11 protein-coding genes are annotated in these 13,646 nt (G+C 33.3%); 3 read left to right on the forward strand and 8 right to left on the reverse strand.

The features are described 5' to 3' along the window. Positions 1-154: 154 nt before the first annotated feature. The 4 genes from FQU23_RS14710 to FQU23_RS14725 form a co-directional block, all read right to left on the reverse strand. Complete coding sequence (locus FQU23_RS14710; protein WP_147674497.1) at positions 155-2,368, reverse strand: TonB-dependent receptor; 2,214 nt, start codon at positions 2,366-2,368, stop codon at positions 155-157. Between the two features lie 9 nt (positions 2,369-2,377). Next, complete coding sequence (locus tag FQU23_RS14715) at positions 2,378-3,676, reverse strand: tetratricopeptide repeat protein (RefSeq protein ID WP_147674498.1); 1,299 nt, start codon at positions 3,674-3,676, stop codon at positions 2,378-2,380. A 190-nt stretch (positions 3,677-3,866) separates the two neighbouring features. Beyond that, positions 3,867-4,466 carry a DUF4331 family protein gene (locus FQU23_RS14720; protein WP_147674499.1) on the reverse strand — a complete coding sequence of 200 codons (600 nt, stop codon included), beginning with the start codon at positions 4,464-4,466 and terminating at the stop codon, positions 3,867-3,869. 28 nt (positions 4,467-4,494) lie between these two features. Beyond that, positions 4,495-5,145, reverse strand: a complete 651-nt coding sequence (locus FQU23_RS14725) for a DUF4331 family protein (RefSeq protein ID WP_147674500.1) — start codon at positions 5,143-5,145, stop codon at positions 4,495-4,497. Between the two features lie 243 nt (positions 5,146-5,388). Between FQU23_RS14725 and FQU23_RS14730 the strand changes: the two genes are divergently transcribed. The 3 genes from FQU23_RS14730 (at position 5,389) to FQU23_RS14740 (ending at position 7,760) form a co-directional block, all read left to right on the forward strand. Next, entirely contained in the window at positions 5,389-5,919 is a 531-nt protein-coding gene (locus FQU23_RS14730) for an RNA polymerase sigma factor (protein WP_132112712.1), read from the forward strand. After that, on the forward strand, positions 5,919-6,704 hold the full coding sequence (locus FQU23_RS14735) for an anti-sigma factor domain-containing protein (RefSeq protein WP_147674501.1): 786 nt from the start codon (positions 5,919-5,921) through the stop codon (positions 6,702-6,704). Before FQU23_RS14730 ends, FQU23_RS14735 begins: the two co-directional genes overlap by 1 nt. 111 nt (positions 6,705-6,815) lie before the next feature. After that, positions 6,816-7,760, forward strand: a complete 945-nt coding sequence (locus FQU23_RS14740; RefSeq protein WP_147674502.1) for a tRNA dihydrouridine synthase — start codon at positions 6,816-6,818, stop codon at positions 7,758-7,760. A gap of 355 nt (positions 7,761-8,115) precedes the next feature. On the opposite strand, the gene rpsA is transcribed toward FQU23_RS14740, so the two are convergent. The 4 genes from rpsA to porQ all read right to left on the reverse strand — a co-directional run bounded on the left by rpsA (position 8,116) and on the right by porQ (position 13,533). Beyond that, complete coding sequence (rpsA, locus tag FQU23_RS14745) at positions 8,116-9,894, reverse strand: 30S ribosomal protein S1 (RefSeq protein WP_132112718.1); 1,779 nt, start codon at positions 9,892-9,894, stop codon at positions 8,116-8,118. Positions 9,895-10,331: 437 nt separating this feature from the next. Beyond that, positions 10,332-11,708 carry a nucleoside permease gene (locus FQU23_RS14750; protein ID WP_147674503.1) on the reverse strand — a complete coding sequence of 459 codons (1,377 nt, stop codon included), beginning with the start codon at positions 11,706-11,708 and terminating at the stop codon, positions 10,332-10,334. A gap of 72 nt (positions 11,709-11,780) precedes the next feature. Then, positions 11,781-12,476 carry a (d)CMP kinase gene (cmk, locus tag FQU23_RS14755; protein WP_147674504.1) on the reverse strand — a complete coding sequence of 232 codons (696 nt, stop codon included), beginning with the start codon at positions 12,474-12,476 and terminating at the stop codon, positions 11,781-11,783. 37 nt (positions 12,477-12,513) lie between these two features. After that, positions 12,514-13,533, reverse strand: a complete 1,020-nt coding sequence (porQ, locus tag FQU23_RS14760; protein WP_147674505.1) for a type IX secretion system protein PorQ — start codon at positions 13,531-13,533, stop codon at positions 12,514-12,516. Positions 13,534-13,646: the final 113 nt, after the last annotated feature.

The raw sequence follows: 13,646 nt of genomic DNA on the forward strand, positions 1-13,646 counted from the left end.
TTTTTTATAAAATTAAGCAAACTCACAATTATAGCAGTCCATTCTTTACAATTATTTTAGTTCAACAAATGTTAAAACAAAAAGCCTACCAGAAAATAGAATATGAAATACTATTTTAGGCAGGCCTTTCTAACAAAACAAACAAATTTTTAAACTAAAATTTATAAGCTATTTTAGCTTTCATGAAAAACGGTGTTCCAGGTGTAAAGTGAATTTCCTCTACACTGCTTGTTTCGTCCTTTAACCTTGATTCCGTGGCAAATTGGGTTTCATTCCATTCTGTATTCAATAAATTCTCTACTGAAACTCCAAAAGTAACCGACTTGTACTCGTAACTCACATTCATATCTGTTACAAAATAACCTGTGGCCACGATCGAATTATCTTCGTTTGCTGGTCTTTTTTTTAAGTATCTATAACGAAGACCTCCTGAAAACCCATTCCAATTTTGAAAACTCAATCCGCCAGTAGTTGTAAAATCTGGTGCTAACGGAATATAATCTTGTCCTTTTACTTCATCGATAGTCCTTGCATAGGTATAAGTCACATCAGTATCAAAGTACAACCAGTCATTTAATTGATAACGCAATCCTAAATCAGCTCCCATACGTCTTGTCTTTCCGCTTGGTTCAATGATTCCCGCATCGCCTACATAGACAAACTCTTGTTCTAAGTACAAATACCAAAGTGCCGAATTAACAATTAACTTAGGAAACGGTTTCCAAATTGTACCTACATCTGCTCCAATTGAACTTGGTAATATTTGTTTTCCATTATTTTCAACAACAACACGAGTATCATTCGAATGAAATCCTATTCCTGATTTTACAAAAAATTGTAAGTTGTTATTTTGAGAATAAATAAAGTTCAATTTTGGTGACACTTTTACTTCAGTTTCTGATTGACTCTTATAAACTGACGCTAATTTATCTTTGTAATTAAACTTGAAATAATCCAGTCGTACAGCTGGATTTATCGTTAGTTTACCAAACTTTAGCTCTGTATTTAAGTAGGTAAACATATTAGTCTCATCTATATCACCCAGTTTAATATTTTCTAAGATGATACTTCTATTTAAAGTGTGTGAAAGCTCACTGTCAATAGTAGCATCAGCGCGGAAACCTACACCCAATTGAAACGAAGCATCCCAATCACTCATTTTTACTTTTTTATTTAATTCTGCATTCATCCCATAAATAGATCGGTCTTCTTTTTGCTTGATTTGGTCTCCATTAACAGGATCTTCTAAGAAAAAAGTAAAATTAGAGTACAACTCAAAATCATATTTAGAATAAAAAGCATTCGCTTTCAAGAATGTGTTTGCATCAATGGGTTTGCTTAGTGAAGTATTAATATTTGTTCTGGACGTTTTGCCTCCTTCGGTATCATCAACTGCTCCAAATCTGGAAATAGTTCCATTATCTACTAATCGCTGTGGTATTTGTCCAGAGGCATCCCAAGTACTAGAAAAACGAGAAGCAGCAACTGAAAACTTACTATTGTCATTATGTATGGCCGAGTATTTCCCTAATAGATTAACCCTATTAAAATTTTGAGGAGAATCAAATGGACCGTCTGTTAAAATATACTCGGTAGCGATGTATGCAGCCTGTTTTTTTTGGTTTCCCAAAAGATTAAATAATCCTACTGTTCTTAAACTGTTAAACTGGCCTGCTTCGACACTTATACTGCTTTTGTCTAACTTTTCTTTAGTTTGAAAAGCGACGTACCCTGCTGTAGCAAAATCCCCTTTACTCGCATTATACGCCCCTTTTCCAAAATCTATCTTCTCCACTGTTTCTGGAATTACAAAATGTAAGTCAGCATAGCCTTGACCATGTGCATGAGAGACCATGTTTACTGGCATTCCATCTACTGAAATAGCAATATCAGTTCCGTGATCAATATCAAAACCTCTAAGAAATATTTGCTCTGCTTTTCCTCCGCCAGCATGTTGTCCTATAAATAATCCAGGAACTTTTCTCAAAATTTCCTGTGAGGAATTCACCGGAGTGGTTTGCAAATCTATTTTCGAAATAACATTCATTGCCGAAAGTTGCTGTTGGATCACAATTTCATCAAGTCTAAAGATATCGCCTTCTAAAACAATTCTAACTTCTGAACTGTTTACAGTAAAGTTTAGTTTCTTGTATCCGAAAGCAGATACTTTTAAAACATTGCCCACTTGTGATTTATCTACACTAAACATTCCCAACTCATTCGTATGGGCATGTGAATCTGTGTTACTATTTACGATATATGCGTTCTCAATTGCATTCCCAAAGTCGTCTACAACAACTCCCTTTGTGATTTGTCCATAGGAAGCCATTCCCATGAGGGAAATTAGAATTATATAAAAATGTTTCATGTAATAGTTTTATAGTTGCTTTATTTTTTCTTCCATGTTAGGTCCTAATTCATAAATGCTAGCAAGTAGTTCTTTTTTTATGGGTGCTACTTTGTTCATTTCATTATTTGACTTGTAAATCATTGCCAAATGATATTGCACATTAGGTTCGTAAGTTTTACCTACAACATGTTTATTTACTATTTCCAACGCTTTTTTATTCTCTCCCATATTTAAATACGACCAAGCTAATAGATTATAAGAATCCGGAGTAGGTCTATGAGCCACTTCAATTTTTGCAATTTCTAAAGCTTTTGAAGCCGTTTCTTTCGAATCAGCATAAATTAAAGTATTGTACTTATTATACATTGCTCCATAATTGTTTTTTTCGAGCATTGCAAAATAGGCATTTTTATTCACTAATGCTTCTTTTTCATTTCCTTCAAATTCAGCAATCTCCGATTTTAGTAAATAAAAATCTGGTGTATTGTGTGTCAATTCGATAGCTTCTACAATTCTTTTTGCTTCTTTGGTATTTCTTTCATGAGAAAACACAATCCAAGCAATTCCTTTTAAAGCGTAGGAGTAATTGGGATCTATTTCTAATGTTTTTAAATAGTTATCATAAGACTCTTGCAATCTACCAGCGTGACCATAAAAATCACCCAAATTAGAATACGACCATATTTTTAGGGTTTTATTATCTTCCTTTTCAGCAATATCTTTGGCTTTTTCCATGAAACTGATTGCAGTTTCCAGATCTCCAATATGATCATTCCATTTAGCCAAACGAATTAAATAATCAAAATCATTCATATCCTTTATAGCGTTTAAGTTTGCTAGAGCTTCAGAATAATTTCCTAGTTCCATCTGGACATCAAAAAGTAGTTTTTGAGATTCTTTAAGACCTTCGCCAATTGCTAAAGCTTTATTAGCTAAAACTAAAGCTTCCTTAAATCTATGTTGCGATATATAGTTTCTTCCTAATGATCTTAAATTTGACACTCTTGAGTAGTTATTGTCAACATTCACTTTAGTCAACAACTCTTCGGTTTTATATAAATTTTCTATATCTCCTGTACATTCAAAAACTTTTGCATAATGTGAAGCCATTAAACCTAGGTAAGTATCTTGGTTTGGAGCTGCATCATATTTTTTTTGCCAAAAATCAATTTCCTTTTTAGCAAAATCCAATGATTTATTTCCTTCAATAGTCAAGTATTTATTATAATCAGAAGTATTTGTAATTTGGTTTTCTTTTTTAGTATCGCAAGCGAAAATAAAAAGGATTGTAAAAACCAATGCAGGGATAATTTTGTACGGTTTCATAATCTGTTTTTGTTTGTTTGTTTGTTTGTTTGTTTGTTTGTTTGTTTGTTTGTTTGTTTGTTTGTTTAAGCGTAATAATTCAAAATCTAAAATGTTTTGTACGATTGTAGATTTATTTGAAAATTAAAAAACAGAGTACTATCATTAATCAATAAGAAAGCACTCTGTTTTTATTTAAGTTACCAACTTACTACCAAGCCGCAGCTAAGTAAGGAAATGCAGATAGAAAAGGGGCATCGTTTGCTCCTACGTTATCTTTTGTAAGTCCAGGATTAGATGCGCCTGTTGGACCACCAAAAATCAATAGCAACTCAACATCAATAACGTCATCTGCTAATGCTCTACCTGTTAGTACATTTGTACCATCAAAAAACGTAGTTGTACCAGAAGTTTTAACATTTAATACATCTGTAGCCAAAAGTCCTGACAACTGATCTGCAGTTTGAGTCAAAGCATTTGTAGTATATGCAGAATTTAATGCTAATAATCTTGCCTTAAATACACTCGTATAACTTGCACCCATCATGGATGGAACAGTTGCATTAAAATTATCTTTTGGTGTTCCTGACGCAATAAACACAGTATTAATTGCTGGTCTAGCCATTTGATCTTGTTGAACATAAGTTCCTGAAAAATTAGCACTTGCTGCAGGAGAATCGTTATTATTATCGTCACAGTTAACTGAAACAACTGCAGTTACAACTGCTAATGCTATCAATTTAAATTTACTTGCTTTACTCATGATATTTTTATTTAATATTTTTCTGAATTCGTGAACTTGTAGTTTCATAATTGTTAATTTTAGAAATAATACTTAATTATTGTTTTTTCTTAGTTTCAGCCCAAGTGTTTAAAGTTGCCGCTGTACCTAACATTGTTTTAGGAACTTCTACAACGATTGATAAAACATTTGTTCCTTTGAATGTGTCAGTACCTGGGTTCGTAAATCCACTTGCTGTCCCTCCAAGGATTTTTTGAAATTGACCTAGATCAAAAAAGAATGGATCGTCCCTTGGTCCTGCAAAGAATTTCATTCCTGCTTGTGTAGATGTTATTGGAGTTGCTTTATAAGCTGAAATATCTACAGATCCAGAAGCTTTACTAATATCAATTGTACTAGAAGTACCTGCAGCTGATGGTTTGTATGGTCCAAAGAAATACATTTTATTTCCTCTTTTGATCGCTTGAATAACCAAGTCTTCTACATTGTCTCCCGTATTATCAATATTAACTTCAACCATTACATTTTCATTAAATGTTGCTGCAGCCGTCGCATTCGGGGTCAATAACCCTTGAGTGTTCACTACAAATACCATGTTGTTGTTGTCTTGTCCTTGGAAAGCATAAAAATCTGTAATGTCTGCTGCATTACCTGTTACTGCCGGAGCATCAATGTGATCCGCTGCTACTAAGATTAAGCCTGAAACCGCCACTAGCGATAGACCTAATAACATTTTTGTTTTTTTCATTTTGTTATAATTTAAAAGGTTATAAAGTCATTTACGGGATTGTTTCCGTTATGGTTTTAAAAAATCTTAAATAATTCTAAATATTTTTTTAAAAAACACATAAATACTTAATATACAATGTATTGACTAACAAATAAAAGAACTAAATAATTAACATTTCATGTTTTTTCATACTAAGTTTATAGCTATTATCTTAATTGTTGATAAGAATGTATATGTTTGTATAACTAAAATTAATTAATTATGACCCAAGACGAATTATTGGTATTAATATATAAGAAGGACGATAAGGCATTTACTCACTTGTATGATATGTATTCGAAAAGTTTATTTTCAGTAATAAATGTCCTTGTAAGAAACCGAGAAGAAGCAGAAGATGTTCTTCAAGATGTATTTGTTAAAATCTGGAAAAATATAGATTCTTATCATGAGAGTAAAGGCCGTTTCTATACTTGGATCTTAAACATAGCCAGAAATACCTCGATCGATAAACTACGTTCTAAAAATTTTAACAACAGTCAAAAAAACCTTTCCTCAGATAATTTCGTACATCTATTAGACAGCAGCAGCAATCTATCCAATAAAATGGACACCATTGGAATTCAAGAGTTTGTAAAAAAACTGAAACCAAAATGTATTCAAATTATAGATTTATTGTTCTTTAAAGGCTATACACAACAAGAAGCGTCGGATGAGTTGGAAATTCCTTTAGGTACTGTAAAGACGCACAATAGAAATTGTATTAATGATCTAAGAAATTATTTGAAAGTATAATGGAAGCAAAAGAATATATCGACTCCGGAATTTTAGAACTTTACGTTTATGGTTTACTAAGCGAAACCGAAAGTGAAGAAGTAACAACTATGTCTAACACGCATCCTGAAATTATGGATGAAATTATTGCTATCGAAAAAGTAATTGTGGCTTTGTCCTCTAGTTTTTCGCCCTGGCATTCAGTGGCTAATTATGAGAAAATCAAAGCCAAATTAGAACTTAAGCATACTCCTGTAATAGAAATGGAAACGTCCAGAAATTGGTCACAATACATTGGATGGGCAGCTGCGATACTGTTATTAGTTGGAATTGGATTCCAATACAACCAATTAGAACAAACTAACGATCAAGTTGTAAGTACGGAGATGGAAAAAGTAAAAATTGAAAATGAACTCAATCAATTGGTACTTAAAAATAAGTTAAACGAAACTAGCTTAGCCGTTGTACGTGATACTAAAAATACAGTTGTAGCACTTGGTGGTCAAGCTGTAGCGCCAGAATCATTTGCAAAAGTATATTGGAACAAAGAAACCCAAGTTGTCTATGTAGATGCTTCAGGGTTACCAGAACCACCAAAAGGAATGGTGTATCAGGTTTGGGCTCTTAAATTAAATCCTCTAACTCCTACGAGCATTGGATTACTGGATAAATTTGATGAAAACAATCAACGTATGTTTGCTGTCAACAGCACTGGTGATGCAGAAGCCTTCGGAATTACACTTGAACCCGCAGGCGGAAGTTTAAGCCCTACAATGGAGCAACTCTATACTTTAGGAAAAGTTTAATTTTCTAAAGCGCTCATAAAATCATTAAAAAGACTTTCAATCGAAAGTCTTTTTTTTTTGTTTCATATAGTTATAGTTTTCATTGTCTATATTTGCACAATTAAAATTTTCATGAGCTATACCCTACTCTCTTCACCTCTTCAAGGATTTACCGACTTTCGTTTTAGAAACGCCGTAAACAAATACTTTGGAGGTATCGATACTTATTATTCTCCCTACATCCGTTTAAACGGAAAACTTGTCATTAAAGCATCTTATGAAAGAGATATTCTACCAGAGAATAACCTTGATTTAGAAGTAATTCCTCAGATAATAACAAACGATGCTGATGAATTTCTATTTGTATCCAAGTATGTTCAGGAATTAGGATATAAAGAACTGAATTGGAATCTGGGTTGCCCGTATCCAATGGTGACTAAATGTGGCATGGGTTCAGGACTTATTAGTAATACAGAGAAAATAAATAATATTCTGCACAAAGTCCATTCAGAGTCGGATATAATTGTCTCGATGAAAATGCGTTTAGGATATGATAATACAGAAGAAATTCTTGACGTATTACCCATTTTAGAAACGTATCCAATTAAAAATGTGGCTATTCATGCCCGCATTGGAAAACAGCTTTACAAAGGCGGCGTACATTTAGACGCTTTTCAAGAATGTGTTGATAATACTAGACTTAAATTGTATTACAACGGTGATATTACTTCGGTAGCGAAGTTCCGCGAAATGCAAGCGCGTTTTCCTAGTATAGACCATTGGATGATAGGTAGAGGGTTAATTTCTGATCCTTTCTTGCCAAGTATGATTAAAAGCGACAGCCTAGAATATCCTGAAAACAAAATGGAATTATTCAGTGCTTTTCATGACACTTTATATGCTGGCTATAGCGAATCTTTATCTGGCTCCACTCACATATTATTGAAAATGCATCACTTATGGGAGTACTTTTCTGTTATCTTTTCAAATCCCCACAAAGTGGCGAAAAATATTCGAAAAGCAAAAAGCATCCGTAATTACGAACAAACGGTTAAAGAAATTATAAAAGCGGGATAGTTTCGAGCCGCTTATTAAATTATAAAATCTATCTCAGATAAATCTTCAATTTGATTTTCTCACAGCAATATTTTGTTCTGAGAAATTTTTTCTGCGGATGCAGTATCTTTCGATAATATATAGCCTCAATTATCGCTTTAGAAAATTAACTAACTACTATTAAATAGCTTTAAAGCAACTACAATCTATCGTGACGTTTCTGTCTTTTAGTATTGTGGTTTTACACGGAAGAAAAATAATATATAAAATCAAAATAAAGAAAAATTCGATTTTCGAGAATATCGTAAAAAGCAAAGAGGCTGCTTCAAATTAAATTTGAAACAGCCTCTTATGTATTATAAGAAAGATTAAGAGATTATTTTTTCTCTGATTTTTCCATTTTAGCTTTCAATGCAGCTAATACATCATTGTTATCTCCTAAAGTTGCAGCTGGTGCATTTGTAGACGAAGCAGATGAAGTATTTTCAGTTGCCGTTTTCACATTTTTCTCTTCTTCTTCACGGAAGATAGCAGTGTGAGAGGCAACTACTCTTTTGAATTCTTTGTTAAATTCGATTACTTTGAAATCAGCAGATTCACCTTTTTTCAATTTCTTACCGTCTTCTTTTTCAAGGTGACGAGTAGGAATGAAAGCAACGATATCATCTCCAAATTCTACAGTAGCTCCTTTGTCAACAATCTCAGCGATTTCACCTGTATGAATAGTTCCAACAGCAAATGAACCTTCGTATTGATCCCAAGGATTAGGAGTAGTTTGTTTGTGACCTAAAGATAATTTACGTCCATCAACATCTAATTCTAATACTACTACATCAAGTTTCTCTCCAACATTTACAAATTCAGATGGATGTTTGATTTTCTTAGTCCAAGATAAGTCAGAGATGTAAATTAATCCATCAATTCCTTCTTCAAGTTCTACGAAGATACCAAAGTTTGTAAAGTTTCTAACGATACCTGAATGTTTAGAACCTACTGGGTATTTAGAAGTAATATCAGTCCAAGGGTCTTGAGACAATTGTTTGATACCTAATGACATTTTACGGTCATCTCTATCTAATGTTAAGATAACAGCTTCAACAACATCACCTACTTTTACGAAATCTTGAGCAGAACGTAAATGAGTAGACCAAGACATTTCAGAAACGTGGATCAAACCTTCAACACCTTCAGCAACTTCGATAAATGCACCGTAATCAGCGATTACAACTACTTTACCTTTTACTTTGTCTCCAATTGCTAATTTAGCATCTAGAGCATCCCAAGGATGAGCGTTTAATTGTTTCAATCCTAATTGAATTCTTGTTTTCTCATCATCGAAATCAAGGATTACAACATTTAATTTTTGGTCTAATTCAAGAACTTCAGATGGGTGGTTAATTCTTGACCAAGAAAGGTCAGTAATGTGAATCAATCCATCAACTCCACCTAAGTCAATAAAGACACCATAAGAAGTAATGTTTTTAACAACACCTTCTAATACTTGTCCTTTTTGTAATTGACCGATGATTTCTTTTTTCTGTACTTCAATATCCGCTTCAATAAGCGCTTTGTGAGATACAACAACGTTTTTAAATTCGTGGTTGATTTTCACAACTTTGAATTCCATTGTTTTGTTTACGTATACATCGTAATCTCTAATTGGTTTAACATCAATTTGAGATCCTGGTAAAAACGCTTCAATTCCGAAAACGTCCACGATCATACCACCTTTAGTTCTGCATTTTACAAAACCATTAACGATTTCTCCTGTTTCGTTAGCCGAAATAACTCTATCCCAAGATTTGATAGTACGAGCTTTTCTATGAGATAAAACTAGTTGTCCAGTTTTGTCTTCACGAATGTCGATTAATACTTCAACAGTATCACCTACTTTTAATGCTGGGTTGTAACGGAATTCGTTTAAAGAAATAACACCTTCCGATTTTGCGTTGATATCAACGATAACGTCTCTATCTGTAATTCTAACAACAGTTCCATCAACTACTTCTTCTTGATCAGTAGAAATAAATGTTTTTGTAACTAATGCTTCGAATTCTTTTAAGTTTTCTTGATCAACTGGATCGATACCTTCTTCGAAGTTATGCCAGTTAAAATTTGCTAAAAACTCTTCTTGTGATTGGATTTGTTCAGACATGCTGATAAAAAATTTGTATTCTGTATTCTCTCGAGTTTCTTAATGTGCTAGAAAACAACAGAAGTTGTTTGTATAATTAATTGAACCCCAATGGAAACTCTTATTCACCAAAAGGTTTGCAAAAGTAACACTTTAATCTTAATTAGCAAAATATTTGAACAACGATAATCAATGGAGATTCTAAACATAAACAACTAACCCTCAGGATGTAAAAAAATCAATGCTGTTAGCTAAGCTGACTTGGAATAAAAACTACACCTGTATGATTAGGATAAAACCGATAAACTAGGATTTACAGCATCAATCATCCATACTAATTTACCAAAATCTGTTTAATCTATGGCTAAAATTATCTTTGAATAAAAAAATCAATCCATAAAAAACCCGACAAATCTTAAAAGAGTCTGTCGGGTTGCATTAATAATTTAAAATTGCTTTTAATGTGTAAATTGCTCCACCATTTTTGGATCGTGTTTATGTTTAAATAAAATGGCAAAAGCGATAGCGATAATCAAGGCATAAATCGCAAAAGCCAACCAAATTGTATGCCAGTCTTTCATGAAAATATCTTTACTCAATAAACCATCTGTAGTAATTGACGTTCCTTGGCTTTTAATAAACTCTAGCATTTTTGGGTTTGATATCTCTGTTTCTAGAAAACCTGCCAATTCATTAGTGTTATTAAATGATTTTGTAAAATATTTATCAATAGCCCATCCTGAAGTAAAACTTCCTAGAACCGCGCCAAAACCATTAGTCATCATCATAAACATTCCTTGTGCAGACGAACGATTTTTAGGTTCTGTATTGGTCTCCACAAATAAAGATCCTGAAATGTTAAAGAAATCAAACGCCATTCCGTACACTACACATGACATTATAATCATCCACAAACCGTCTGTTGGGTTTCCGTAAGCAAACAATCCAAAACGCAATACCCAAGCCAACATGCTTATTAACATTACTTGTTTTATTCCAAAGCGCTTTAGAAAAAAAGGAATAGCAAGAATAAATAAGGTTTCCGAAATTTGAGATATTGACATTATAATTGTCGAATATTCTACCACAAATGAATCTGCATATTTAGGAAAATGCTTGAATTCATCCAAGAACACATCACCGTAAGCGTTAGTTAATTGCAACGCGCCTCCTAAAAACATAGAAAAAATAAAAAACAAAGCCATTTTATAGTCGGCAAAGAACTTAAAAGATTCTAAACCCAAAGTTTCCATTAGCGTAGCATTTTCCTTGGTCAATCGTTCTGGCTTACACTTTGGTAAACTAAAAGAATAAACACCCAGAATTATTGCTGATATTCCTGCGATATAAAATTGGTATTCCGTCGCTTTATTGCCAGTTAAATTTGTAATCCACATCGCTGCGATAAAACCTATGGTTCCCCATACTCTTATTGGCGGAAAATCCTTAATAAGGTCTTTATTATTTAATTTGAGGGCCGTATAAGAAATAGAATTACTCAAAGCAATCGTTGGCATATAAAAACACATGGCTAGAAGCATAATGTAGATAAAGGATTCCGGTGTTGAAACTTGCGGAATATAGAATAAAACAGCCGCATATAGAATATGGAGAACTCCATATAACTTTTCAGCATTTACCCATCTATCTGCAATAATTCCAGTTAATGTTGGCATAAACAAAGAAGCAATTCCCATTGTGCCGAAAACAAGACCAAACTGAGTTCCATCCCATTGCATCGTCCCGAACCAGTAATTTGCAATTGTAATCAACCAAGCTCCCCAAACAAAAAATTGTAGAAAACTCATTATTACCAATCTATTTTTAATTCCCATAAGATGAATTGTATTTTATTAAAAAAAATAACAGGGCGTAAATCTACTATTAAAAAAGAAATATGCAAATAATTATATTGATTTAATAGTATCTGTTACCAATTCTAAAACAAGGTCAAATTGCTCCTTCCTGTCCAGGTGAGAATTATCAATTTCTATAGCATCGTCAGCCATCACCAAAGGCGAATCTTCGCGGTGGGTATCGATATAATCTCGCTCTTCAACATTTTTCAGTACCTCTTCAAATGTAACACTATCTCCTTTTTGTACCAGTTCGTCGTAACGCCTTTGCGCTCTAGTTGTTGCGCTAGAAGTCATGAATATTTTAAGCTCGGCATCAGGGAAAACCACAGTTCCTATATCTCTACCGTCCATGACAATTGCTTTGTCTTTTCCCATTTCTTTTTGCTGCTCTACTAGCTTGCTTCGAACTTCAGAAACCTCAGCCACTTTGCTAACAAATCGCGAAACTTCGATCGTTCTAATTTCAGTTTCAACATTCGCATCATTCAAATACATTTCGGCAAAACCTAGATCAGCATTAAATTTGAATTGTAATTTAATAAATGGCAAACTATTTATTAATGATTCTTTTTCGAAAAAATCAGTACTAATATAGCCGTTTTGCATAGCAAAAAACGCAACAGCCCTATACATTGCTCCAGTGTCAACATAAACATACCCTAAATGATTAGCGAGCTGCTTTGCCAAAGTACTTTTTCCAGTAGATGAAAATCCATCAATCGCGATAGTAATTTTTTTATTCAAAATGTATTATTTTAAGTTTTATGTTTTATCAAAATCATTATTGGAAATTCACCGTTAAGCCAAAAAGACTCGTATTTCCAGCTAAGGTATATCTCGAATAAGAGTAGTTGAATTTGATTTTATTCATTTTAAGTCCAAAACCAACTGAAATTCCTGAGAAGTTACGCTGCTCCAGAATTTTTAATTCTTCAGCTCTTCTAAAGTTATATCCAAGACGCAAATTGAATGCTTTTTTCGGGAAAAGCTCTACTCCCATAACTAAATGTCGCAATGCATTGTTCACAAACGATATTTTTTCTTCGGTTGATTCTCCATCAAATGAAGATTCTGATCGTACGGGATTTGAAAATGCAATATTCCATTGCTGTAAATTTTCTACCGTAAGGTGCCAGCGTATCGGTACATGTTCTAATTCTTGAGAGACACCCAAGATGATTTCTAATGGCAACTTTTCATTGAGACCATTATAAGTAGAAAATTGTGTTCCTATATTTCGAATAACCAAAGCCCAGTTTACATCATTTCTCTGATCAATAAAAATAGCTCCAAGATCTATTGCTCCGCCAAAAGAATGATAGCTTTCTAAACTGGAAGAAATCAATTTCGCACTGGCGCCTACATGTATATCTGTAGATGGAATGTTATACGCATAACCTAAAGAAAGAGCAATTTCACTTCCTGTAAAGGATGTTGTGGCCTGACCGTTTTCATCATAACCATCAAAACTGCCGTAATTCACATAATTCACTCCCGCCTGAAATGTCTGTAAATGTCGATCATATGTATAAGCATAAGAAGCATTACCGTAAGTTACTTCTCCGTAATAATTACCATAATTTAATGCTAAACGGTTATCCATTTCTACATTTATTGCTGCAGGATTAAAATTCACCTGATTCACATCATCGTCATAAATCGTAATGGGTTTTCCGCCAAGAGCTGCCTGTCTTGGAGCGGTTACCAAATTTAAAAACTGATAGGTATACTTGCCTCCTACTTGACTGTAACTTACAGTACAAACAAAAAACAACAGGTATAATAAAAGCTTTTTGAACATACTTTAAATCTACATTTTTAGAAAATAGAACGCCGTGGCGAAGATAAAATTATAAATTTAAAAATGATCAAAAAACAAATTCCAAATTCCAATTCTTATCAATCAAGTTTTGG

The organism is Flavobacterium sp. XN-5, assembly GCF_008033395.2.
In the GTDB taxonomy this organism is placed as follows: domain Bacteria; phylum Bacteroidota; class Bacteroidia; order Flavobacteriales; family Flavobacteriaceae; genus Flavobacterium; species Flavobacterium hiemivividum.